The sequence below is a fragment of the Amycolatopsis sp. NPDC005961 genome, from assembly GCF_040629235.1.
Lineage (GTDB): Bacteria > Actinomycetota > Actinomycetes > Mycobacteriales > Pseudonocardiaceae > Amycolatopsis > Amycolatopsis camponoti.
On the sequence record NZ_JBEXVF010000109.1, the window covers coordinates 1 to 24580 of the forward strand.

General features: G+C 73.3%; 19 protein-coding genes. 8 read left to right on the plus strand and 11 right to left on the minus strand.

All coding sequences use genetic code 11. From position 1 onward, the window contains the following. Positions 1-626: 626 nt before the first annotated feature. On the plus strand, positions 627-1274 hold the full coding sequence (locus ABZ342_RS46165) for a GTP pyrophosphokinase family protein (RefSeq protein WP_284748653.1): 648 nt from the start codon (positions 627-629) through the stop codon (positions 1272-1274). Position 1275: 1 nt separating this feature from the next. Here the strand turns inward: ABZ342_RS46165 and ABZ342_RS46170 are convergent, their stop codons facing one another. Next, on the minus strand, positions 1276-1917 hold the full coding sequence (locus ABZ342_RS46170) for a TetR/AcrR family transcriptional regulator C-terminal domain-containing protein (protein ID WP_360487634.1): 642 nt from the start codon (positions 1915-1917) through the stop codon (positions 1276-1278). After that, on the minus strand, positions 1914-3218 hold the full coding sequence (locus tag ABZ342_RS46175) for a cytochrome P450 (RefSeq protein WP_360487637.1): 1305 nt from the start codon (positions 3216-3218) through the stop codon (positions 1914-1916). The genes ABZ342_RS46170 and ABZ342_RS46175 overlap by 4 nt, the downstream gene beginning before the upstream one ends. 74 nt (positions 3219-3292) lie before the next feature. Here ABZ342_RS46175 and ABZ342_RS46180 point away from each other — a divergent pair, with 74 nt between their 5' ends. Then, on the plus strand, positions 3293-3856 hold the full coding sequence (locus tag ABZ342_RS46180; protein ID WP_360487640.1) for an ester cyclase: 564 nt from the start codon (positions 3293-3295) through the stop codon (positions 3854-3856). Between the two features lie 4 nt (positions 3857-3860). Here ABZ342_RS46180 and ABZ342_RS46185 read toward each other — a convergent pair whose 3' ends face one another. Beyond that, entirely contained in the window at positions 3861-4859 is a 999-nt protein-coding gene (locus ABZ342_RS46185; protein WP_360487643.1) for a hypothetical protein, read from the minus strand. 67 nt (positions 4860-4926) lie between these two features. Continuing rightward, entirely contained in the window at positions 4927-5772 is an 846-nt protein-coding gene (locus ABZ342_RS46190) for an EamA family transporter (protein WP_360487646.1), read from the minus strand. Positions 5773-5840: 68 nt separating this feature from the next. Between ABZ342_RS46190 and ABZ342_RS46195 the strand changes: the two genes are divergently transcribed. Beyond that, positions 5841-6704: a LysR family transcriptional regulator gene (locus ABZ342_RS46195; protein ID WP_360487649.1), complete on the plus strand. Its 864-nt coding sequence runs from the start codon at positions 5841-5843 to the stop codon at positions 6702-6704. On the opposite strand, the gene ABZ342_RS46200 is transcribed toward ABZ342_RS46195, so the two are convergent. Continuing rightward, positions 6692-7342 (minus strand): DUF998 domain-containing protein, encoded by a 651-nt coding sequence (locus tag ABZ342_RS46200; RefSeq protein WP_360487652.1) that lies wholly within the window; start codon positions 7340-7342, stop codon positions 6692-6694. The two genes, ABZ342_RS46195 and ABZ342_RS46200, sit on opposite strands and share 13 nt — an antisense overlap. Before the next feature lie 209 nt (positions 7343-7551). On the opposite strand from ABZ342_RS46200, the gene ABZ342_RS46205 reads away from it, so the two are divergent. Continuing rightward, positions 7552-10011 (plus strand): M14 family zinc carboxypeptidase, encoded by a 2460-nt coding sequence (locus ABZ342_RS46205; RefSeq protein ID WP_360487687.1) that lies wholly within the window; start codon positions 7552-7554, stop codon positions 10009-10011. A 48-nt stretch (positions 10012-10059) separates the two neighbouring features. Here the strand turns inward: ABZ342_RS46205 and ABZ342_RS46210 are convergent, their stop codons facing one another. The 6 genes from ABZ342_RS46210 to ABZ342_RS46235 all read right to left on the minus strand — a co-directional run bounded on the left by ABZ342_RS46210 (position 10060) and on the right by ABZ342_RS46235 (position 17216). Beyond that, on the minus strand, positions 10060-10707 hold the full coding sequence (locus ABZ342_RS46210; protein ID WP_360487655.1) for a LysE family transporter: 648 nt from the start codon (positions 10705-10707) through the stop codon (positions 10060-10062). A gap of 174 nt (positions 10708-10881) precedes the next feature. Next, complete coding sequence (locus ABZ342_RS46215) at positions 10882-11976, minus strand: DnaJ domain-containing protein (RefSeq protein ID WP_360487659.1); 1095 nt, start codon at positions 11974-11976, stop codon at positions 10882-10884. A 411-nt stretch (positions 11977-12387) separates the two neighbouring features. Then, the gene (locus ABZ342_RS46220) at positions 12388-13971 is read right to left on the minus strand and encodes an AMP-binding protein (protein ID WP_360487662.1); all 1584 of its coding nucleotides are present in this window, start codon (positions 13969-13971) and stop codon (positions 12388-12390) included. 149 nt (positions 13972-14120) lie between these two features. Beyond that, positions 14121-14831, minus strand: a complete 711-nt coding sequence (locus tag ABZ342_RS46225) for a transporter substrate-binding domain-containing protein (RefSeq protein ID WP_360487665.1) — start codon at positions 14829-14831, stop codon at positions 14121-14123. 49 nt (positions 14832-14880) lie between these two features. Beyond that, entirely contained in the window at positions 14881-15915 is a 1035-nt protein-coding gene (locus tag ABZ342_RS46230) for an aldose epimerase family protein (RefSeq protein ID WP_360487667.1), read from the minus strand. Positions 15916-15980: 65 nt separating this feature from the next. Beyond that, positions 15981-17216 carry a helix-turn-helix domain-containing protein gene (locus ABZ342_RS46235; protein WP_360487670.1) on the minus strand — a complete coding sequence of 412 codons (1236 nt, stop codon included), beginning with the start codon at positions 17214-17216 and terminating at the stop codon, positions 15981-15983. Between the two features lie 258 nt (positions 17217-17474). Here ABZ342_RS46235 and ABZ342_RS46240 point away from each other — a divergent pair, with 258 nt between their 5' ends. From ABZ342_RS46240 to ABZ342_RS46255, 4 genes are all read left to right on the plus strand, one after another. Beyond that, positions 17475-19469 carry an MMPL family transporter gene (locus ABZ342_RS46240; protein WP_360487673.1) on the plus strand — a complete coding sequence of 665 codons (1995 nt, stop codon included), beginning with the start codon at positions 17475-17477 and terminating at the stop codon, positions 19467-19469. Next, positions 19466-20863: an MFS transporter gene (locus tag ABZ342_RS46245; protein WP_360487676.1), complete on the plus strand. Its 1398-nt coding sequence runs from the start codon at positions 19466-19468 to the stop codon at positions 20861-20863. The genes ABZ342_RS46240 and ABZ342_RS46245 overlap by 4 nt, the downstream gene beginning before the upstream one ends. A 92-nt stretch (positions 20864-20955) precedes the next feature. Next, the gene (locus ABZ342_RS46250) at positions 20956-22683 is read left to right on the plus strand and encodes a fatty acyl-AMP ligase (RefSeq protein ID WP_360487679.1); all 1728 of its coding nucleotides are present in this window, start codon (positions 20956-20958) and stop codon (positions 22681-22683) included. Further along, on the plus strand, positions 22680-24580 hold a 1901-nt coding region (locus ABZ342_RS46255; protein WP_360487682.1), incomplete at its 3' end, for a beta-ketoacyl synthase N-terminal-like domain-containing protein. The genes ABZ342_RS46250 and ABZ342_RS46255, both read left to right, overlap by 4 nt.

The following is a 24580-nucleotide window of genomic DNA, read 5'->3' on the forward strand; positions in this document are numbered from 1 at the left end:
GGGTGCTCTTCGCGGTGGACCTCGAAGTCGTGCGCTCGATGCCGGGCGCGGGGGTGCCGGTGCACACCCTCCGCCTGCGGCCCTGCCATCCGGATTCCGCGCAGCACTCCAGCCCAGGTCCGGCGAGACCCAGGTCGGCGACCGCGCGTTGTCGGTGACTGCGGCGTCCCCAGTACACCCTCCGCCTGCGGCCCCGGATCCCGTGCGGCACCCCGGTCCCGGGTCGACGTGCCGCCCGGAACCGGCGACCGAGGTCGGCGACCACAGCTCACCGAAACCGCGGCGGGCCGGTGCGCACCCTCCGCCTACGGTCCCCGCCACCCGGATCCGTGCCGCACCCCAGTCCCGCTCCGGCGAGACCCCCGTCGGCGACCACGGCTCCTCGATAACCGCGGCATCTCCGGCACACCCACCGCCGGCAACCGACTGATCCGCGACCCCACCGCCGACGGCGCCCGAGCCAAGCTGCCCGGCCCCACCGAAACCCCAGGACCTCGTCGACCTCCCGCCCGATCGGGTGACCCGATCCGGTGACCGGCGGGAACTCCGGCCCGCCGGTGGTCGTTGATCCGGTGGAGCGCAGTAACCTGGTGCTCGAAAACGTCCGACGACAGCTTGAGGCTTCAGTGACCACCGATCCGGCGGCCGAGGACCTGCGGGAGGCGGCCGACGAGCTCGCCGTCGCCGGGCAGCTCCCGCGTTTCCTGCTGATGTACAAGTTCGCCATCGAAGAGCTGATGACGAAACTGCGGATCCTCAGCGAGGAGTTCGACTTCGTCCACCGCCACGACCCGATCGAGCACATCACGAGCCGGGTGAAGCGGCCGGAGGCGATCAAGGAAAAGGTCCACCGCCGCGGCCTCGGCGACGACTGGATCGCCGCCGCGCACGTCCTCGACGACATCGCCGGCATCCGGGTCGTCTGCCCGTTCGTCTCCGACGTCCACCAGGTCGCCCGCATGCTCACCGCGCAGGACGACGTCGAGCTGTTGCGCACCAAGGACTACATCGCCAAGCCGAAGGCCAACGGCTACCGCAGCCTGCACCTGATCGTCCGGATCCCGGTGTTCCTGTCCGACCGGGTCGAGAAGGTCAAGGTCGAGGTCCAGCTGCGCACCATCGCCATGGACTTCTGGGCCGCGGTCGAGCACAAGCTCTCGTACAAGTACGCCGACAGCGTCCCGGACGACTTCGCGGGCGAGCTGGCCGCCGCGGCCAGGACGGCGGCCGACCTCGACGCCCGGATGGCCGCCCTGCACGAGCGGATCCGCTGAGTCACGGCGCGAGCGCGTCGAGCAGGATCCCCAGCCCGAACTCGAACTCCGCTTCGTGGTCGCACACCGCGAGGTAGGGCGCCGCCGCGACCACGGCGGGCAGTCCGGACGCCGAGAGGTCCGCGAGCCGACCTTCGTCGGCGGCACCGCTGAACGTCGGGGCCGCGTCGACCTCCCGCATCAGCGTCCCGATCAGGAACGCCAGCACCGCCCGCAGCCCGTGCACCGCGCGGTCCGGCGGGTAGCCCGCCGCGAGCAGCGGGCCGAGCACGGCCTCCACCGGGGCGAGCGCCGTCATCGACGCCAGCCGGCGGGTCAGCACGAGCGGCGCCGCGCGCGGGTGGCCGAGCATCGCGGCCCGGAACCCGTGCGCCAGCGCGGACATCGTCTCCCGCAGGCCCGCTCCCGCGACCGGCGAGGGGATCGTGGCCAGCAGCACCTCGGCGACCCCGTCGAGCAGGGCGTCCTTGCCGTCGACGTGGTTGTACAGGCTCATCGGGTCGACGCCGAGCCGGTGCGCGAGCTTCCGCATGCTGACCGCGGCCAAGCCCTCTTCGTCGATGAGCGCGAGCGCCTCGCGAAGGATCCGCGCGCGCGACAAGACGTCCGCGTCCCTGGGGGGACGGCCCCGCCGGGTCGTCACGGGGCGAGCACCGCCGGCAGGCTTTCGTAGCCGCGCAGGATGCGCGTCTCCCGGCGCCGGCCCCCGGGCAGCACGCGCAGGCCGGGGAACCGGTCGAAGATCGTGCGCAACCCGATCTCGCCCTCCATGCGCGCCAGCGACGCGCCCAGGCAGTGGTGGCGTCCCGCGCCGAACGCCACGTGGTCGCGCGCGCCCTCGCGCGTGACGTCGAAGGTGCCCGGATCGGCGAACACCGCCGGGTCGCGGTTCGCGCCGGCCAGCACCGTCGTCACCAGCGCCCCGCGCGGCACGGGCACCCCGGCGACCTCGGTGGCCCGCGTCGCCACCCGGCCGGTCAGCAGCACCGGCGGGTCGTACCGCAGGACCTCCTCGACGGCGTTGCCCCACAGCTGCGGCCGCTCGCGCAGCACGGCGAGCTGCCCGGGGTCGTCCGCGAGCAGGGCGATCCCGCTGCCGAGCAGGTTGACCGTCGTCTCGAAGCCGGCCGCCAGCACCAGGCCCGCGGTGGACTTCAGCTCGGTCTCGGTGAGGCCGACGCCGTCGTCCCGGGCCGCGACGAGCTTGCTGAACAGGTCCTTGCCGGGGTTCCGGCGCAGGTGGTCGAGGTGCTCGCCGAGCCAGGCGTCGAACTCGCCCAGCGCCGTCTCGACGTCGCGGAACGTGCGCCAGCCCAGGCCGAGGTCGAGGCTGGGGGCGGCCGCCGCGCCCAGCGACAGCACCTTGCCGAGATCGGACGGCGGGACGCCGAGGATCTCGCTGATGACGGTCACCGGGAGCAGGCCGCAGTAGGACTCGACGAGGTCGAGCGGCCGGCCGGGGTCGAGGCCGTCGAGCAGGCCGTCGGCGATCTCCTGGACCCGCCCGCGCAGCTGCTCGACGGCGCGCGCGGTGAACACGCCGGTGACCAGCTTGCGGTAACGCGTGTGCTCGGGTGGGTTGACCGCCAGCAGCGACGGCGGCCGCACCGGGTGCAGGTGCTCGCCGGCCGACCACTCGACCAGCCGCCCGAGCGGCGAGCCGTCGGCGCCGATGACGCCGACGCGGAAGTCGTCGCTGGAGAGCACCTCCCGGACCGCGGCGTGCGTGGTGGTCATCCAGCCGAAGCGGGTGCGGGCGAGCGGACCGGCGGCGCGGATCTCCTCGAACAGCCCGGTCAGGTCGCGCCCGCCGGCCGCGGCGACGACCATCCGCCCCTGGAGGTCGCCGCGCCGGGCTTCGCGGCGCAGCACGGTCCGGGGGAGCGCGTGGCCGAGCCCCCACCTGATCACCGGCTTGGCGCGGGCGAGGGTTCCTTCGAGCACGGCGTCCCCTTCCATCGGCGTGCCTACAGTGTAGGTTATCGTCGATTACCTACGTCGTAGATTTAAGGAGCGCGATGAGCGAGTTCGACATCCCCGCACCCGAAGTCCTGGCGGCGCGGCAGAAGCTGGTGCTCGACCACTTCCGCGACGAGGTCGCCCAGGACTGGGACGCCACGCTCTCGACGTTCCCGCACCCGCACTACGAGGTGGTCGCGACGATGACCGTCCACGACGGCGACGGTGCCGTCCGCGGCTACTACCAGGACACCCGCACCGCGTTCCCCGACCAGCACCACGAGCTGATCGCGCTGCGGCACAGCGCCGACGCGGTCGTCGTCGAGTTCTGGCTGCTGGGCACGCACCTCGGCCCGCTCGGCGCGATCCCGGCGACCGGGTCCCGCTTCCGCGTCCGCATGACGGCGTACTTCGTGTTCGACGCCGACGAGAAGCTGGTGTGCGAGCGCATCTACTTCGACACGCTCTCGATGCTCAAGCAGCTGATCGGCGGGGTGGACAAGAGGAACCCGAAGAACTGGCCGCTGCTGCTGCGGGTGGCACGCGGCTTCCTCGCGATGGCGGGGGAGGAGCCGGACCCGCGGCTGGTGCACACCGCGGAGCCCGACCTCCGTCCCGTCTGACGCGTCAGTCGCAGGTCCACCGCAGGGCGGCCGGCGCGTTGCTGGTGTTGCCGAAGATCACGCCGTCGTCGCCGATGACGAACACGTCCGCGTCGCCGCCGTCGGGGAACGGGAGCCGGCCCAGCAGCCGGGTGTCCTGCCAGACCGCGGCCGGTCCGATCAGGTTGGTCAGGCTGCCCGCGATCAGCCCGTGCTTGTTGGTCGCTTCCGCCGTCCCGCCCTGCTCGAGGGGACGCGGGTCGGCGGGGCCGTGCCACGCCAAGGCGCGCGAAGCCGGCCACGAGTCGATCGCCGTGCCGACCACGACGCCGTTCCGGATCTGACGGATCAGCACGGGACGGTCTTCGCCGGTCAGCGGGGTGACGACGCCGGCCCGCCAGAGCCCGCCGAGCTGGTTGTCCGGGGCGCGGAGCAGCACCGTGCCGTCGTCGTCGAGGTCCAGCCCGAACCGGTCGGGGATGTCGATGATGCGCGGTCCCGCGGCCAGGACCGACCAGAGGACGCTCACCCGGTGACCGTCCTTGAGATCGGTGGCGGACGCGAGGACGTCGCCCCGGTCGTTGAGCCCGACGGCCGATTCGAGCTGGTAGCCGGGCGGGTCGGGCAGGCGCGTGAGCGTGCCCGGGCCGAGGTGACCGCCGCTGAACAGGTAGACGCCCCATCCGGCGGACGGCGAGCCACCGTCCAGCAGCACCGTTCCCGCGGAGTTCTCGTCGGCGACGCTCGGGTAGACAAACTTCGCGAGCGCGTCCGGGATGTCGGGCTTGCCGCCGGTCCAGAGCACCACCCGGCTCATGTTGACGCTCCGGTCGGAGACCGTGCCGGAGTAGCTGCCGTGGCTGTCGGTCCCCCTGATGTCGACGTCGGCGGCGAGGTAGCCGTCGGGCGCCGCGATGCTGTGCGCCGTCCAGGTGCACGCGTCGGCCGCGGTCGCGGCCGGTGCGGTGACGGCGGTGCCCAGTGCGAGTGCCGCGAACGTGAGCGCGGCAGCACGTCGGAACATGCGAATTCCCCCTCGGAATCGGTCAGCGCAGGCTTCACGCCCGACCGCGCCCGCGGGTTGGGCCGCGTTACCCGTTCGGCCCAGTCACCGACGCGACGTTGACCACGACGATCACCCCGATCGCCACCCACGAAAGCACGTCGAGACGCTGGCCGAGCACCACCCAGCCGACCAGCGCCGCCAGGACCGGGTTCACGCTCATCACCGTCCCGAACACCGACGCCGGGACCCGCCGCAGCGTCAGCAGGTCGGCCAGCATCGGCACGGCCGACGACAGGACACCGGCGGTCACCGCGGCCAGGACCGCGCCGAGCTCGGGTCGGTGCGCGATCATCGCCCAGACGCCGACCGGCACGTACGCCAGCCCGGACGCGCCCGCGGCCGCCGCCGAGCCCGCGATGCCGGGGATGCGGGCGCCCACCGCGCGGTTGAGCAGGATGTAGGCCGCCCAGCACGCGGCCGCCAGCAGCGCCAGGCCGATGCCGAGGTAGTCGGTGCTCGGCCGCGGCCGGACCAGGACCACGACGGCCGCCGCCGCGACCAGCGCGCACACCAGGTCGCCCCGCCGTCGTGACCCGGCGAGGGCGACGGCCAGCGGGCCGAGGAACTCCAGCGTGACGGCCAGTCCGAGGCCGACGCGGTCGACCGCGCTGTAGAGCGAGAGGTTCATCGTCCCGAACACCAGCGCCAGGGCCAGGACCAGCCGCCACTGGGCGGCGGTGAACCCGCGCAGCCGCGGCCGCGCGGTCGCGAGCAGCACCACGGCCGCGACCCACTGGCGGACGGCCACGACCCCGGCCGGCCCGAGCTGCGGGAAGGCCAGGGCCGCGACCGACGCCCCGACCTGGTTGGACAGCCCGCTGCCCGTCATCAGCGCCGCTCCGCGCCAGCGCCCCGCGCCCGTGCTCGTCATGCCCCGACTATCACGGGCGCTGACGCATACGCAAAATGCATCCGACACGCCACCTATACGCTGAGCGCATGGATGCCGAGTCCGCTCTGGAGCTGCGCCACCTGCGGCACTTCGTTGCGGTGGTGGACGCCGGGAGCTTCACCGACGCCGCGCTGGAGCTGGGTGTCTCCCAGGCGACGGTGTCACGGACGCTGCTCGCGCTCGAGCGGGTCCTCGGCGTCCGGCTGCTGCACCGCACGAGCCGGACCGTCGAGCCGACCACGGCCGGCGTCACCGTCCTCGCCCGGGCGCGGGTCCTGCTGGCCGACGCCGGGACGCTCGTCCACGAGGTCACGACCGGCCACACCCGGCTCCGGCTCGGGCACGCCTGGTCGGCGGTGGGCCGGCACACCGCGGAGTTCCAGCGGCGCTGGCACGACCGGCACCCCGACGTCGAACTCCAGCTGGTGCGGACCAACACGGCGACCGGCGGCCTGGCCGAGGGGCGCTGTGACCTGGCCGTCGTCCGCACCGCCGTCGACACCCGCCGCTACGCCCACACGGTCGTCGGCCACGAACGCCGGTGCGTCGCCCTCGCCTCGGACGACCCGTGGGCGCGGCGCCGCGTGATCCCGTTCGCCGAGCTGGGCGGCCGCACGCTCGTCGTCGACCGGCGCACCGGCACCACGTCCCCGGACCTGTGGCCCGAAGGCGCGCGGCCGGCGGTGGAGTACACCCACGACATCGACGACTGGCTGGCGGCCATCGCGACCGGGCGCTGCGTCGGCGTCACGCCCGAGGCGACCGCGGCGCAGTACCGGCGCGACGGCATCCGCTACCGGCCGCTGCGCGACGCCGGCCGCATCCCGGTCCGGCTCATCTGGCGCCACCGCGACGCGCACCCGGCGACGCACCTGGCCGCCGCCCTGCTGACCGAGCTCTACCGAGCCTGACTTCGCGCCGGAGCGAGCAGCACACCCAGCGCGATCAGCTCGGTCAGCGCCATCCCGCGTTCGACCAGGCCGAGCGGGATGAGCGTCCACCAGCGGCCGCCGTCGGCCGCCGCGACCACCACGGCTCCCAGGATCACCGCGAACCAGGCCAGCGACGCGACCGCGAGCACGCGGGCGAGCCACCGGCGGCCGGGGGAGCCCGGGAACGCCGTGCGCGCCGCGACCAGCACCGCCAGGGGGAGGGCCACGAAGGCCACGACGCTCGCGATCCGGTGCAGCGTGCCGCCGAAGTCCGAGCGCGAGACCGTCGCCCAGTCCGGCTTCGGGAAAGCGACGATGACCAGCAGTCCGACCGTCCACAGTGCACCCAGGACGGCCGCGGGCACGGGCAGCCGCCGCTGGCTGTGCAGGACGCCGAGCCCGGCCGCCGAGCCCAGCGCCACCAGGACCACCGCGAGGTCGAACACCCACTTGTGGTCCGACAGTCCGTATTCGCTGATCGTGCGGCGGGTCGCGCTGATCTGGTCGGTCGGTGGGATGACCTGCAGCAGCAGCACCAGCGCGGCACCGAGCACGAGGGCGGCGATGCCGCCCAGCGAGACGGCGAGCGACGTTCGTCGCGCAGGGACCGTGACCATGAACCGACAGTAGCCGACCGGCCGTTGAACTCCCGGTAAAGGTTCTTTCGGGCGAACCTTCGCGTGAAAACGGAGCGAGGGCTGTACGACTTACGGCGGTTACCGTAGCCGGTTTTCGTCCATTACGGTCACTCGCTACCGGTACGTCCGTGCTGTGCCGGCCTCGGTCAAGGAGGTCTTTGCCTGTGGGGAATTCACCAAGAAGACTGGTGCTGGCGGCTTCGGTCGTGGCGCTGGCGGCGGCGTTCGTCACGTTACCGGCCGGTACCGCCGGCGCGGCCCAGAACATCCTGCGTGCCGACAAGTCGGTACCACGCTCGTGCTTCGCAAAGGTGCTGCCCAAGGGCACGCCGGGCACCGATCGCCGCGAGCTCAAGTCCACTGTGGACGGATTGGTCCAGGCTCGGCTCAAGCCGGCCTCGGGCACCGAAGGCGACTGGGACGTCGCCGTGTTCGACAAGGCGACCGGTGCCGTGGTCGCCGCTTCGGCCGCGTTGCGCACTCGCGAACTCGCCGAAAGCTTCGTGAAGAAGGACCAGGAGCTCATCGTCCAGGGCTGCCGCTACGGCGGGTCGGCCGACCGGGCCCAGCTCGGCGTCGACTTCCTCGCGCTGACCCCGCAGGGCACGCCGACGACCGTGCAGAAGGCGCAGCTGGTCCGCGTCGAGACGCCGACGCGCGCCGACAAGAACAAGCTGACCGCGTCGGGCCTCGACGTCACGGAGAAGGGTGACGCGACCGGGGTCGAGGTCGTCCTCGCCGACGACGCGGACCGCCAGACGCTCAAGAACACCGGCTTCAAGTCGAAGGTCATCGAAGCCGACCTCTCGGCCAAGTCCGTGCAGGACGCGAAGACGGACCGCCAGTACGCCGCGACCACGGCCGCTTCGGCGCTGCCGTCCGGGCGCACGAGCTACCGGCACCTCTACGACTACAACTACGAGCTGAAGGAGCTGGCCCGCAAGAACCCGGGCCTGGTCTCGGCGTTCACCATGCCCGAGTCGACGTGGGAAGGCCGCGACGTCGTCGGGATCGAGATCGCCAGCGACGTCAAGAACCTCACCGACGGCAAGCCGGTCAACTTCACCATGGGCGTGCACCACGCCCGGGAGTGGCCGGCGGGCGAGCACGTCATGGAGTGGGCGTACGAGCTGATCAACGGGTACGCGCACGATCCGGCGATCCGCAGCCTCGTCGGCAAGACCCGCAACATCGTCGTGCCGATCATCAACCCGGACGGCTTCGAGATCTCCCGCGAGGCCGAGCCGAAGGGTGACTTCACCCGGTTCGACTACGAGATGAAGCGCAAGAACTGCAACGTCAACGACTCGCCGGCGCAGTACTCCACCGGAGTCTGCAAGGCCAACCCGGCCGGCCGCCTGCGCGGCACCGACCCGAACCGCAACTACGCCGGGTTCTGGGGCGGCAACGGCGCCGAGATCGCCTGGAGCGGCGACACCTTCCGCGGGTCCGCGCCGTTCAGCGAGCCCGAAGTGCGCAACGTGCGTTCGATCGTGTCCTCGCGCCAGGTGACCAACCTGATGACGATGCACACCGTCGCCGCGCTGGTGCTGCGCCCGCCGGGCGTGGCGGACGTCCGCCCGCCGCTGGAGGAGCCGGCCTACAAGGCCCTCGGCGACAAGATGGCGTCGCGCAACGGCTACACCAGTGAGCCGAGCTGGGCGCTGTACGACACCACGGGCACCACCGAGGACTGGTCGTACTGGGCCACCGGCGGTTGGGGCTTCACCATCGAGGTCGGCGGCAACGGCTTCCACGGCCCCTACGCCGACAGCGTCGTCGCGGAGTACGAAGGCCTCGCGCCGGCCGCCGGCGCGGGCAAGGGCGGTAACCGGCAGGCCTTCCTGGACCAGCTGGGCAGCGCGGCCGACCCGCAGCAGCACTCGACGCTGATCGGTTCGGCGCCGAAGGGCTACCAGCTCAAGCTGCACAAGACGTTCCAGACGCCGACGTCGCCGGTGATCCAGGCCGACGGCTCCACCAAGCCGCCGATCTACGTCACCGACGACCTGAACTCGAAGTTCACGACCACCGGCGGGCGGTTCGCCTGGTCGGTCAACCCGTCGACCCGGCCGTACGTGGCCGGCCGCTACGGGCGCGACCCGCAGGGCCCGGCGCAGCAGGGCTTCGCGGTGACCAACCCGGCCGGGGTGCCGCCGATCAACCAGAACTACCCGGCCGACCCGGCGGGTGACTCGTTCACCTTCCACGTGAACGGCCTGCCCCAGGTCGACAACGGGAAGTTCAGCGTGAACATCAACTGGGCCAGCACCGCCACCGACTGGGACCTGTTCATCTACGACGCGGCGGGCAACCTGGTCAGCTCGTCGGCGAACGGCGGCACGACGTCCGAGCACGCCGTGCTGTTCGACCCGCCGGCCGGCGACTACAAGGCCGTGGTGGTCAACTACGACCAGGCCGACCCGGCCACGGTCGACGACTGGAGCGGGGACGTGTCGTTCGCGTCGCCGATCCCGCCGACGTACGGGCCGAAGGAGGCCTACCAGCTGACCTGCACGTCGCCGAAGGGCCAGCTCGTCGGCGTGGCGGACGTGTACGCCGACCGCGGCCAGACGGTCGACGTCGGTGAGGTCTGCACCCGCTCCGCGCACGCGCAGAAGCAGCGTGCTTCGGGTGGGGTCCGGTAGGTTCGTCCGTTCGTTCGTGGAGGCCTTCTCGCTGCGGCGGGGAGGCCTTCACGGCGTTACGGCGAGAGCGACGCCGAGGACCACGAGGATCGAGCCGACCACGCGGTTCAGGGTGGGTTTCGCGTGGGCGTACCAGCGCTGGGTGGCGGGAGCGGAGAACAGCAGGGCGACGCTCAGGTGCCAGGCCGTCGAGACCACGAGGATCAGCGCGACGGCCGCGGCTTTGACGGCGGTGGGTTCGGTCGGCGGGAGCGTCGCGGTGAGGACGCTGCCGAAGAACGCGGCGGCTTTCGGGTTGGTCAGGTTGCTGAGCACGCCTCGGCGGAAGTGGCCCGGTGCGGCATCGCCGTCGAGCGCCGCGGCCCGGGTGGAGGGGGACTCCTCACCTCGGTCCGGTGTCTTCGATCGGCGAGCTTGCCACCACAGTCGCACACCGAGCCAGGCGAGATAGCCACCGCAGACGACGCGTAGGGCGGCGGCCAGCCACGGGGCGCGGGCGAGGACGCCGCCGAGCCCGAACACAGCAACGGCGGCGAGCACCCCACCGGCGGCGACCACCCCGAGCGCGACGGCCACCGCGGCCCGCCGCGTACCGGCCGCGGCAGTGTGCGCGATGAGCACGAAGTTCGGACCGGGCGAGACGGCCGCCGGGAGGTAGGCCAGCAGCACGGTACCCAGCGTGGCGGCAGGATTCACACGACCCAGCCTGACATGCCGGCCTGCCCCCGGGGCCGACGGCACCAGCTCCCACGACGCGGCCCGGCGAGCGGCATGCACCGCACCCGATGCGGCGCCGGACCTTCCACCGCGCAACCCGGCCCCTCATGCGGCAGCACGCGCGGCCCGTTCTGCGCCGCACCCTGACGCGGCTCAAGCCGCCCGGCCGCCCCCGCCGACGACCTGGTCCCGCATCGTCCGCAGTGCTGAATGGTCCACTGTGGACGGATCGGCCGCGAGCCACTCGCCGATCTCGTGCAGGAACTCCTCCGGCGTCATCGGCGCCGTCGGCAGGTCGCCCGGGTCGGCCGTGGTCAGGTCGCCGCTGCGGCTCGGGTACACGATCATCGCTCCGCGCAGCGCCACGCCCGGCAGCAGATCCCGGTACGCGGCCAGGCTCTCCGCCAGCCTGCTGCCGCCGCCGCGGAACGGGCGGCCGTTGCGCAGCAGCCTGCCGTCCTCGGCCGTCTCGTAGTGGCCGGGCAGCCACAGCTTCGACTCGATCAGCACCAGCCGCTTGCCGCACAGCACCGCGTGGTCGACGTCGGCGAACACCGATCCGGGCCACGCCAGACCGTGGAAGATCCGCGCGCCCGGGAGCCGGGTCAGGTATGTCTCGAGCAGGTCCGCGGTCAGCCGCTCGGCCAGCTCGTCGCGCTCGGTGCCGGGGGCGCCGAACACGGTGCGGCCGCCGAACTCCTCGGCGTACGCCTCGCGCGCCTTGTTCGCCCGCAGGTAGCCGCGGGCGAGGCGCTGGACGAGCAGCGCGGTGCCGGCGGTCAGCAGCAGCCAGACGATGAGCACCGGCGTGCTGAACCCCACCCCGGTGACCAGCGGCAGCAGCACCAGCACCATCCCGCCCACCGCGGCGACGACCGGCGTGTGCCCGGGCCCGCGACGGCGGCCGTGGCGCATCCGGGTGTCCTGCCCGGCGAAGTGCCACCAGTCGAGGTCTTCGGCGTCCAGGTCGGGCAGGTCGGGGACGAACCCCGGCTCGTCCCCGAAGCGCCGCCGGGGCCGCGGCCGGACCGGGACGGGGACCACCGTCGCGCCGCCGGAGTCGTACCGCGCGCGGGCGACGGGGTCGCCGAGGACCTCGTACGCCTCGCGGAGCAGCCGGAACGTGCCGACCGTCCCGCCGCCGTCGGGGTGCATGGTCTTCGCCAGCCGGCGGTAGGCCGTCTTGACGTCGGCCGCCGTGGCGTTCCGGCGGATGCCGAGCACCTCGTAGTAGTCGACCTCGGGCACGCGGGCGTTCACCTCCGGATGGCTGCGCGAAGACTTTATGGGACCGGGATTCCGGGTCGTGCACCGGCTCCGCGGCGCGTCGGGGTAATGCTCCTCCGGCGCAGGTCAGTGCGGGGTCAGGACTTCTGCCGACGGCGGCGCCCGGTCCGCCGGCGCGTGACGAGACCCCAGATGGGGGTTCCGGCGCGTTTGCCGTGGTCCGCAAGTGTCCATTGAGGACTTCGTGTCACCCGGAAGTGTTGCCACGGCGCGAATCAGCCGGGCGATGGTGACTTTTCGTAGCCGGGAATCACTCGAAGAGACGCGAACACATGTTCGAATCCGTGGCTAGGATGGAGCCATGCCCCCGGCATCCCCCAGACGTGACGGGCCCACCGCCACCCCACCTCGGCAGCGGGCCCGTCACCCCCGTCACCGCTCGCGCAGCAGGAAGCGCTGCAGCTTCCCGCTCGCGTTGCGCGGCAATGCGTCGAGGAACCGCACCCGGCGCGGGTACTTGTACGGCGCCGCAACGGCTTTGGCGTGCTCTTGCAAGGCCTGCGCGAGGGCCGGGCCCGGGGTGGCTCCCGGTCGCGGCACGACGAAGGCCGTCACGACCGCGCCCCGGTCCGGGTCGGGCGTGCCGACCACCGCGCACTCGTCGACGTCCGGGTGGCTCAGCAGCACTTCTTCGACTTCGGGAGCCGCGATGTTGTAGCCGGAGGAGACGATCATGTCGTCGCTGCGCGCCACGAACCGGAAATAGCCGTCGGGTTCGCGGACGTAGGTGTCACCGGTGATGTTCCAGCCGTCGCGCACGTAGCCGGCCTGCCGCGGGTCCTCGAGGTAGCGGCAGCCGGTGGGGCCCCGCACGGCGAGCAGCCCGGGCGTGCCGTCGGGCACGGGCGTGCCGTCGGCGTCCAGGACGGCGGCGCGGAAGCCGGGGACGACGGTGCCGGTCGTGCCGGGGCGGGCGGCGTCGTCGGCCGCGGAGATGAAGACGTGCAGCATCTCCGTGCTGCCGATGCCGTCGATGAGCGGGCGGCCGACGAGGTCGCGGTACTGCTCGGCCACGGCGGCGGGCAGGGCTTCGCCGGCGGAGACGGCGCGGCGCACCCCCTTGAGCAGCGGGCCGTCGCCGGAGCCGAGGATCGCGCGGTAGGCGGTCGGCGCCGTGAACAGCACCGTCACCGACCGCTCGGCGACGATCGAGGCCAGTTCCTGGGGGGTGGCGCGTTCCAGCAGGAGCACGGACGCGCCGGCGTGCAGCGGGAAGACGAGGAGGCCGCCGAGGCCGAAGGTGAACGCGAGGGGAGGGGTGCCGCAGAAGAGGTCGTCCGCGGTGGGCCGCAGGACGTGCCTCGAGAACGTGTCGGCGATGGCGAGCAGGTCGCGGTGGAAGTGCATCGTCGCCTTGGGTGTCCCGGTGGTGCCGGAGGTGAAGGCGAGCAGCGCGACGTCGTCGGCGGCGGTCGGCACGTCGTCGAAGGTCGCCGGGTGCCGGGCGCAGCGTGCGGCGAGCTCGGCGCCGTAGGAGACGACGGGCAGGCCGGGCGGCAGCTCGTCGAGCAGGTGCTCGTCGCACAAGGCGACGGCCGGCCGCGCCCGGTCGGCGATCTTGTCGAGCTCGTGACGGCGCAGCATCGGCATGGTCGAGACGGCGACGGCGCCGGCCTTGAGCACGCCCAGCCAGCAGGCCGCCAGCCAGGGCGTGTTGGTGCCGCGCAGCAGCACGCGATTTCCGGGCACCACGCCGAGTTCGCCGGTGAGGACGTGGGCGATCCGGTTGGCCCGCGCGAGCACCTCGCCGTAGGTCCAGCTGTCCTCGAGGGAGCGCAGGCAGGGCCGATCGGCGCCGAAACGCTCCACGGCGCTGTCGAGCAGGGCGGTGGCGGCGTTGAGGCGGTCGGGGTAGGCCAGCTCGGGCAGGTCGAAGACGAGCCGCGGCCACTGCTCGGCGGGCGGCAGCCGGTCGCGGCAGAACGAGTCGGTGTGAGCGCTGGGAGTAAGCCTCATCGCAGCTCCTCGGATCGACCTGGACCACGAGAAACGTAGCACTCGTTGCGACCGTCGAGAAGACGCTATGTCGCACCGATGACGGCGGCAACGAAAAAGCGATATCGCTCCGTCGACCGGGGGCAGCGCAGAGTGACGGCCGCCACGGTCTACGCGGGCGGCGCCACCGTGGCGTCCGGCTGGTTCGCGCGGCGCAGGGCGTCGGCGACGAACCCGTTCGCCTTCAGCTCCTCGACCAGCTCGCGCAGGAAGGCGACCGTCTCGGGGCGCCGGGCCGGCGTGGTCCCGACGGCCTGCCGGATCTGCATGAACCGCTCGGGAATCACCCGCGTCCCGGGGTGTGAGGAGACGTACGAGGTCATCGGCTGCCGGATCCCGGCCGCCACCTCCAGCCCCTGCGACTCGAACGCCGCCACCCCGTCCGAGCCGCGCACGATCGTCGCCCGGGAAAGCGTCCGGGTCAGGTAGAGGTCGTACGCCGACCCCTCCTTGACACCGATCCGGACGCCCGGCCGGTCGACGTCCTCGGGAGCGTTGAACGGCGACTCCGAGGGGACCACGTACACGCCCTCGATGACGACGTACGGCGCCGTGAAGGCCACCGAAGCCGCGCGCGCCGGCTCGATCGCCAGGAAGCAGAGGTCCGCCGCGTCCGAGGTCAGCGCCTCGAACGACTTCCGGGCCGCGTCGAAGCAGACGAACTCCACCGGCACGTCCAGCCGTGCGGCGACCTCGCGCGCGAGGTCGACGGTGACCCCGCCGGGCGCGTCGGGCGTCCCGTGGGCGAGCACCGGGTTCCCGAGGTTGACGGCGGCGCGCAGCACACCGGTGGGCGCGAGGTCGGCGGAAAGATCTCCCATGACCGGCGAGGGTAACGGCGAGAGCGGCCGGAAAAGGCGGGAATGTCGTTCACGCCACCGGCGGCCGGTCCGCCGTGGTCAGCTCGAAGACCGTGTCCTGGTGGTAGACCTCGCCCGGCCGGAGCACCGTGCTCGGGAAGTCCGGCCGGTTCGGCGAATCCGGGAAGTGCTGGGCCTCCAGCGCGAACCCCGCGCCGGGACGGCCGAGGTAGTTGCCCGAATAGAACTGCAGGCCCGGTTCGGTCGTCCACATCGTCAGCAACCGGCCGGACGTCGGCTCCCAGGCCCGGGCGGCGAACGGTGCGCCGTCGTCGAGGACCCAGTTGTGGTCGTAGCCGCGCCCGATCGCCAGCTGGGGGTCCGGGTCGCCGAGGCGGGCGCCGATCGTCGTCGCCCGGCGGAAGTCGAACGGCGTGCCCTCGACCGGCGTCGGATCGCCCACCGGGATCAGGTTCTCGTCGGTGGGGCAGAACGAGCCGGCGGCGATCGCCAGCGAGTGGTCGTACACGTCACCGCCGCCGGCCAGGTTCCAGTACGTGTGGTTGGTCAGGTTGACGACCGTCGGTGCGTCCGTGGTCGCGCGGTAGGTGATGCGCAGCCGCGGGTCGAGGCGGTACGTCACCTCGACCGCGAGCCGGCCGGGGTAGCCCTGGTCGCCGTCCGGGCTGACCAGCGTCAGCCGCAGGCCGCCGGGGACCGGGCTCGCGGACCACACCCGCGTGTCGAACCCGGCCGGGCCGCCGTGCAGGCTGTTCTTCCCGTCGTTCACCGGAACCCGGTGCAGGACACCGTCGAGGGCGAACGCGCCGCCGGCGATCCGGTTGGCGAACCGGCCGATCACCGCGCCCAGGAACACCCGCGCGGCGCCCGGCTGGTTGTTCGCGAAGTACCCGTCGAGGTCCGGATAGCCCAGGATGACGTCGGCCCGCCGCCCGGACAGGTCCGGGGCTTCCACGGACTGGATGACGCCGCCGTAGTCGAGCACGCGGACCGTGGGCCCGTCGGGCCGGGACAGCGTGTACCGGTGGACGTCGGTTTCGCCGGCGCGGCCGAAGAACTCCCGCGTGAGTTCGGTAAGCGTCATCGACGGGCCTCCCCAGCACTGTTAGCGCTAACAGCATGGAGGACGCCGCACCGCGCGGTCAAGGGTCACTGCTCGCCCGGCGGCGGCGTGCCCAGCAACTGGTGCGCCCGCAGGGTCATCTGGATCTCCAGGCGCTGCGCCGGATCCGTCAGCCGGTCGCCGAAGAGGTCGCTCAGCTGGCTCACGCGGTAGCGCACCGTCTGCGGGTGGACGCCCAGTGCCTGCGCGATGTCCGGCGTGTTCCCGTTGTGCTCCAGCCAGCTCAGCAACGTGTCCGCCAACCGGACCTGCTGCTTCACCGTCAGGCCCGCGAACGGTGCGAGGGTCTTCGCCGACAGCTCGTCGAGCAGGAACCGGTCCAGCAGCAGCCAGTGCGTCGCCAGGTGGTCGGCCGTGTGCGTCACCGCGCCGTCGCCGACCAGGCCGCGGCGGACCAGGTCGAGCGTGCGGCGCGCCCACCGTGCCGACGTCGCCGCGTCGGCCGGCCGGACCCGGGGGCCGACGGCCGCGCGCCACCCCGGCAGCCGGCCTTCGAGGCCGCGCAGGTCGCGGTCCGGGTTCGGGGTCAGCAGGCAGGGCTCGGTGCCTTCGAGGTCGAGCAGGACGTCGTCGGCGACCTGGGGAGCCGGGGTCAGGTGCTGGTCGCTGCGCGGGTCGAGCGCGACGACCGTGACCCACTTCGGCATGGCCCACTTCGCGGCCTCGGCCATCGTCGCGATCGTCGCCGGGGACGACGGCGGGCTGGCCAGGAGGAGTTCGAGCAGCCGGCGGCGACGGCGTTCGAGCGTGCCGGTCGCCATCGCCTGCGCCAGGGTGTACCCCTCGACGGAGTACGACGAAATCTCCTCCACGTAAGCGAAAATCGCCTCCGCGCCGACGCACAGCACGGCCGCGGGGAAGCGGTGCGCCTGGCCCAGCTCCGCGACGTACCGCCACGCCGCGCGGCCACCCGCGCGGTACGCGGCCTGGAGCGAGTTCAGGCTGCCGCCGTCGTGGTGAACGCGCTTTCCCACCTCCCGGAACAGCTTCGGCCAGTTGTCCTCTGTGGACGGTACGGTGTCGATGCTGTCTATGCAGCTGAGCACGGCCTGCTCGATCGCCAGCACGATCATCTTTCCGAACTCGCCCTCGAGGGGCTTGGCGTACTCGGGCACGGCCCGCTGGATCTCTTCGAGGATCCGCCGTGAGATGGGGTCCGCGTGCGCCCGGAACCGTCGCGCGAGCTCGGTGGGCAGCGAGCACCACAGCTGCTGCGCCCGGCCGGTGCCGCGGGGGTGCGGGACGGTGATCGTCCGGGTCATGGCCACCCCTTTCCGCTTCGGCGCGAAGGGTCATGTACTCACACGGAAACGAGATTGGCAACCGCCGGACCTGCGTCCGGACCCGGTTCTGTCATGCCGGGGCCAAGGGTCGCACACATCTTTGTCACGCGTCCGACAAGCGGTGGAACACTCACGGCCGCAAGGGTTTCCGGAATTCGATTTGTGATCCCGGCCCGTATCTTCGCGGCCCATTCCGTTGTTAGCGTGATCAACAGGGGTGTGCGGAAGGAGAACGGGATGACGGCCGTCGTTTCGTGGTGCTTCCGCTGGTCCGGCCTGGTCGCGGCCCTGTGGCTGACGGCGCTGGCGGGGCTCGTCGCCGCCGTCCTGCACACCGGCGCGGACTTCCGTGACACGGTGGACCTGCCCGCCGCAGACAGCACCGCCGCGGCCCATCTGCTGCACCGCACCGGCGCCGAGGAACGCGTGGTCGTCCACGTGCCGGACGGCCCGGTCGACACGGGCACCGGCCGCGCCCGGCTCGCCGCGTTCGCCGCCCGGCTGGCGACGATTCCGCACGTCGTGGCCGTGGGCCCGCCGCCGGGCCAGGTGTCGGCCGACCACCGGACCGCGGTCCTGCCGGTCCGGTTCGACGCGCCGGCCGCCGACCTCGGCCAGGGCACCGCGGACGCCTTCGCCGACGTCGTCCGCGGTGCCGACGACCTCACTGCCGGCGCGACCGGAGAGCTGGCCGCGATGACGGCGGCCGCGCCCGACCTGGGCAACGCCGCGATCGGCCTGCTCGCCGCGGCCCTGGTGCTGCTGGTGACGTTTCGCTCGGCGGCGTGCGTCCTGCTCCCGGTCGTCACGGCGTCGGTGTCCGTCGGCTGCGCGCTGGCCGCGGTCACGTTGGTGTCGCACGTCATGACCGTGCCGAAGATCAGCACCGAGATCGCCGCGCTACTGGGCCTCGGGGTCGGCGTCGACTACGCGCTGTTCGTGCTCACCCGTTTCCGGCAGGGCCGCCGCGAAGGCGCGGAAACCGCGGCGGCACTGGCCGTCGCGGCGGCGACGTCGGGTCGCAGCGTGGTCTTCGCCGGGGTCACCGTCTGCGTCTCGCTGGCCGGGATGCTGACCGTCGGCCTGCCGTTCCTCGACGGGATCGCCGTCGCCGCCGCGGTTTCCGTACTGCTCACCGCGACCGCCGCGCTGACCCTGCTGCCCGCGTTGCTGCGGCCGGTGGCGGCGCGGATGCGGATCCCGGCGGAGGGGAGCGGCCGCCGCTGGGCCGGGCTCGCGCGGTCGGTGACCGGGCGGCCGGGTCCGTACACGCTCGCCGCGGTGCTGGTCGTGGCCGTGCTCGCGCTGCCGATGACCGGCCTGCGGCTCGGCGTGCCGGACGCCGCGCTCGACCCGCCCGGCAGCGTCACGCGGACGACCGCCGAACTGCTCCGGGACGGGTTCGGCCCGGGCGCCGACGCTCCGCTGCTGGTGGTGGGCACCGGCGACCCGTCGCTGGGCACGCTGCGCGAGGCGCTCCTCGCCCGCGCCGACGTCGGCCCGCCCGCGACGCTGCCCCACGGCGGCTGGCTCCTCACCGTCACCCCGCGCACCGCGCCCGGCGACCCGGCCACCGGCGAGCTGCTGACCTGGACGAGGGCGATGGTCACGACGATCGGCGGCCCGGACACGCACGTCGGCGGGCTCGTCGCGGCCCGGGCCGACTTCTCCGCGGCCATCACCGCGCGGCTCCCGCTGTTCCTCTTCAGCGTCGTCGGCATCTCGGTGCTGCTGCTGGCGTGGGTCTTCCGGAGCGTCGTGATCCCGCTGACGGCGGCGGTGATGAACCTGCTGACCGCGGCCGCGACGACCGGCGCGGTCGTGTTCGCCTTCGGCGGGCCGATCGAGCCGTACCTGCCGGTGTTCCTGTTCGCCGGCCTGTTCGGCCTGTCGATGGACTACGAGGTCTTCCTCATCGCGCGCATCCAGGAGGCGTGGCGCCGCCGCGGTGACACGCGGGCCGCGGTCGTCGAGGGCGTCGCGGCGACCGGCCGGACCATCGCCGCGGCCGCGCTGATCATGGCGCTGGTGTTCGTGGCGTTCGCCTTCGTGGACGCGCGTGTCGTGCGGGAGGCCGGGACCGGGCTGACCGTCGCGGTGCTCCTCGACGCGGTGGTCGTCCGGTGCGTGCTGGTCCCGGCGGTGATGACGTGGTTCGGCGAGGCCAACTGGTGGTTCCCGCGGCGCTCGCGCGCCCCGGCCGCCCGCGAACCGGCGGGGAGCGCGCGATGACCCGGCGGACCCTGGTGCTGATCGCGCTCGGCGCCTTCGTCACGACCCTGGACAACACCATCGTCGCGGCCGGCGCGCCCTCGATCGCCCGCGATCTCGGGCTCGACCTCGGGACGCTGCAGTGGGTCGCCCTCGGCTACATGCTCCCGTTCGCCGGCCTGCTCCTGGTGGCGGGCACCCTGATCGACCGCTGGGGCCGGCGCCCGGCGCTGCTGGCCGGGCTGCTCGCGTTCGGGATCGGCGCGGCCGCCGGCGGGCTCGCCGGGTCGACGAGCCTGCTCGTCGCCGCCCGGGTGCTGCAGGGCGCGGCCGCCGCGTTCCTGGTGCCCGGCCTGCTCAGCCTGCTGCGGTCGAACCTCGACGCGCGGGGCCGGACGCTCGGTGCCGCCGTGTGGACCGCGTGCCTGGCCGCCGCGCTGGCGCTGGGCCCGGCGCTCGGCGGGCTGCTGAGCGAATACCTCGGCTGGGCCTGGATCTTCTTCGTCAACCTCCCGTTCGTGGCGGCGATGCTCGTGCTGCTGCCGGGGACGGTGCCGGCCGGCCGCGCACCGCCCGGACCGCGTCCGGCGATCGGGGCGATGACCGTCGTGACGGCCAGCCTGGTCCTGCTCACCGCGGCACTCGTCGAACTCGGTGAGGACCCGCGGGCCGGGATCGCGCTGCTCGCCGCGGGCCTCGCGCTCGGCGCCGGGTTCGTGCTCCGGGAGCACCGGGCGCGCGACCGGCTGGTGCCGGCGGACCTGACCGGCAACCGGGTGTTCGCCGGCTCGCTCGCCGTGCAGGTGCTGTGGGGCCTCGGGATCTCGGGCATCGTCTTCTTCACGCCGTTGCTGCACCAGGAGTTCCTCGGTCTCGACCCGGTCCGGGCCGGGTTGCCGCTGGCCCTGGTCGCGGTCGCGGTGGTGGCGGCGACGCCGCTCGTGCCGTGGGCGGTCGCCCGGTTCGGTCCACATCGGACGGTCGGCGCCGGGCTCGCCGTGGTCGCCGGCGGCCTGCTCGCGCTCGCCGCCGTGAACCACCTCCCGGCGATCGGCCCGCGGGTGCCCGGGCTGGTGCTGATCGGGGCCGGTTCGGCGTTCACGACGCCGTTGACGTCGCACGCGCTCGACGTCGTGGCCGAACGGCGCTCCGGCACGGCGTCCGGGCTGCTCACGGCGTCGCGCGAGCTGTCGAGCGCACTGGGCGTGGCGCTGATCGGCGCGGTCCTGACGGCGGTCCGGTCGATCCGGCTCGACGCGGGCGCGCCGGCGGGAGTGGCGCTGGCCACGGGGTACACCGCCGGCCTCCTCACCGCGGCCGGGTTGACGCTCGCCGGCGCGCTGCTGGCCGTGCGCGTGGTGGGCGGCCGGTCCGCCGCGACCTCGTCGCCGCGTGACAAACGCGCGGTGCCGTAATCCGTGTGCCGGTGAGTATCGGAATTCCCTTGATTGACAACCGTCCGGGAGCAGCTATTCACTGCGCCGGTAAACGCTATCTGCGAGGAGCCATGGAAACCATTTCCCAGCCGGTTCCCGTCACCGGGGAAACCATCGACGACCGTGCGTCCTTCGCGACCCTGCTGGGCCGGTGGGCCCGGGTGCTCGGCGACGAGGCCGCCGTGACCCACCTGGACCACCGCGCCGGCGGGGACGGCCGGGCGGTCACGCTCACCTGGCGCGAGCTCGACGAGCGGGTCAGCGCGGTCGCCGCGCGGCTGAGCGGGATCGCGGTCGCGGGGGACCGGGCGGCGGTGCTCGCCGGGCAGTCCGTGGACTACGTCGTCGCGTTCCTCGGCGCGATCCGCGCGGGGCTGGTCGCCGTGCCGCTGTTCGCTCCCGGCCTGCCCGGGCACGCGGGCCGGCTGGTCGCGACGCTCGCCGACTGCGCCCCCCGCGTCGTGCTCACGACGACCGGCGATCTCGACGCGGTGCACGCCTTTCTCGCCGGTGCGGCCGCGCCGGCCGTGGTCGCCGTCGACGCGCTGACGCCGGCCGAACCGCGGGACTGGCCTTCGCCGGATCCGGACGCGGTGGCGTACCTGCAGTACACGTCGGGTTCCACGCGCTCGCCCGCCGGGGTCGTGCTGACCCACCGCAACGTCCTGGCCAACGCCCGCCAGGCGTGCACCGCCTACGGTGTGGAGAGCCGGACGACCTCGACGGTCAGCTGGCTCCCGCTCTTCCACGACATGGGCCTGATCCTCGGCATCGGCGCGCCGATGGTCGGCGGCATGGCGTCGGTGCTGATGGATCCGCTGGCGTTCCTCGAGCGGCCGTCGCGGTGGCTGCGCGCGCTGTCGGCCAGCCCGGGTGCGATCAGCGCGGCGCCCAACTTCGCCTACGCCTACTGCGCATCGCGGGTGTCCGACGCCGAGAAGAGCTACCTGGACCTGAGCCGGGTCGTCTCGCTGATCAACGGCAGCGAACCGGTGCTGCCGGCCACGATCGCGAAGTTCGAGGCCGCCTTCGCCGAATGCGGGCTGCGGCCGGAGGTCCACCGGTCGTCCTACGGCCTGGCCGAGGCCACCGTGCTCGTTTCCGTGTCCGACGCCGGAAAACCGGCCCGGCAGGTCACGTTCGACCGCGACCGGCTCGCCGCCGGGACCGCGGTGCCGGCCGCGTCCGGGTCGACCCTCGTTTCGTGCGGCCGCCCGGCCGGGCAGCGGGTGCGGATCGCCGATCCCGGCACCGGCGAAGCTCTCGAGCCCGGCGAGGTCGGCGAAATCCGGGTCAGCGGCCCGAACGTCGGCCGCGGCTACTGGGGCCGGGACTCGTCGGAGACCTTCGGCCTGCCGCCGCTCGACCCGGAGACCGGCGAGGGCTGGCTGGCGACCGGGGACCTCGGCGTGGTGTTCGAGGGCGAGCTGTTCGTCACCGGCCGGCTGAAGGACCTGGTCGTGGTCGACGGCCGCAACCACTACCCGCAGGACGTCGAGCAGACGGTGGAGGAGCACCCGGCCGTCCGGCCGCACTCGGCCGCCGTCTTCGCGATCGGCACCGACGACGGGGAAGCCGCGGTCGTCGCGCTGGAACGCGCCAAGAACTCCGACGCCGACGTCGCCGAGGTGACGGCCGCGGTGCGGTCGGCGGTGTCGGCCGGGCACGGCCTGCGCCTGCACGACGTCGTCGTCCTGGCGCCCGGGGAGGTGCCCCGGACGTCCAGCGGCAAGATCAGCCGGGCGCACAGCCGGGCGTCCTACCTGGACGGTGCGCTGGCCGGGCGGCGGCTCGGATGACCACGACGGACGCGGTGCGCGCGTGGCTGCTCGCCCGGCTCGGCCCGGTCGACCCCGACCGGCCGCTGAACGAGACGGGACTGTCCTCACGGGACGCGACGGCCCTCGCGGCCGATCTCGGGCAGTTCGTCGGCCGTCCCCTGGACGTGACGCTCGTCTGGCAGTACCCGACCATCACCGCGCTGGCCGCCCATCTGTCCACAGGGGAATCCTCGCCGGTCGCGCTGCTCCCGGATGCCGTCGACGAGCCGATCGCGGTCGTCGGCCTCGGCTGCCGGCTGCCGGGCGGGATCGACTCGCCGGAGGCGTTCTGGCGGTTCCTCGAGGCCGGGGGCGACGGCATCGGCGACGTCCCCGAAGGTCGCTGGGAGACGTTCGCGCCGGCGTCGGACCTCGCCGGGTTGCCGCTGCGGGGCGGGTTCCTCGACGACGTCGCCGGGTTCGACGCGGAGTTCTTCGGCATCACCCCGCGCGAGGCCGAAGCGATGGACCCGCAGCAGCGGCTCCTGCTGGAGGTCGCGTGGGCGGCACTGGAGCACGCCGGCATCCCGCCGTCGGGGTTGCGCGGCAGCCGGACCGGTGTCTTCGTCGGGCTGTCGGCCACCGAGTACGGCTCGCTGACGATGACCGACGTCGGCGGCGTCGACGTCTGGTCGGGCACGGGCGCCGCCGCGAGCATCGCCGCCAACCGGCTGTCGTACCTGCTGGACCTGCGCGGACCGAGTCTCACGCTCGACACGGCGTGCTCGTCGTCGCTGGTCGCGGTGCACCAGGCGGTGCAGAGCCTGCGGTCCGGAGAGAGCGAGCTGGCGCTGGCCGCCGGGGTGAACGTGCTGCTGTCGCCCGGCATCACCGCGGGCTTCCACCGCGCCGGGGTGCTGGCCGCGGACGGGCACTGCAAGCCGTTCGACGCCGGCGCCGACGGCATCGCGCGCGGCGAGGGGTGCGGGGTGGTCGTGCTGAAGCCGCTGCGGGCGGCGCGCCGGGCGGGTGACCGGGTGCTGGCGGTCCTGCGCGGCAGCGCGGTGAACTCGGACGGCCGGTCCAACGGCATGACGGCACCCAACCCGGTGGCCCAGGCCGATCTGCTGCGTTCGGCCTACGCGGTGGCCGGCGTCGATCCGTCCTCTGTGGACTACGTCGAGGCGCACGGGACGGGCACGCCGCTGGGTGATCCGCTGGAGGCGGGAGCCTTGTCGGCGGTGCTCGGGCGCGAGGCCGGTCGTCCGCTGCTGCTGGGGTCGGTGAAGAGCAACCTGGGCCACCTCGAAGGAGCGGCGGGCATCGCGGGGCTGCTCAAGGTGGTGCTGGCGATGACGCACCGGCGGCTGCCGCCGAGCCTGCACTTCCGGGAACCGAACCCGCACATCGACTTCACCGGGCTGCGGGTGGTGACATCGGGCACGGATTGGCCCCGCTACTCGGGGACGGCGCGCGCCGGGGTGTCGGCCTTCGGCTTCGGCGGGACCAACGCGCACGTGGTGGTCGAGGAGTGGCCGGCGGCGTCGTTCCCGGTGCGGGCGGACGGGGTCGAGGGGCCGGCGGTGTTCGCCCTGTCGGCCCGGTCGGCGGAGGTGGTGCGGGCGCGGGCGACTGAGCTGGCGGAGTGGGTCGAGAGGTCGTCGGTGCCGCTGGGAGCGGTGGCTTCGACGCTCGCTCACGGGCGCGAGCACCTGCCGGTGCGTGGCGCGGTGGTGGGGGAGAGCCGTGAGGAGGTGGTGGCGGGGTTGCGGGAGCTGGCCGCGGGCGGCGGTCTGTGGGGGCAAGGGCCGGTGGGCGATCTGCCGCGGCTTGTCGTGAGTGAGAAACAGTGTTCTAACCCTGTTCCCGCGCCGGCGGACGACATCGAATCGGACGTCCGGCCGCTGCTGGCGCTGTCCGCGGCGATGGAGTCGTG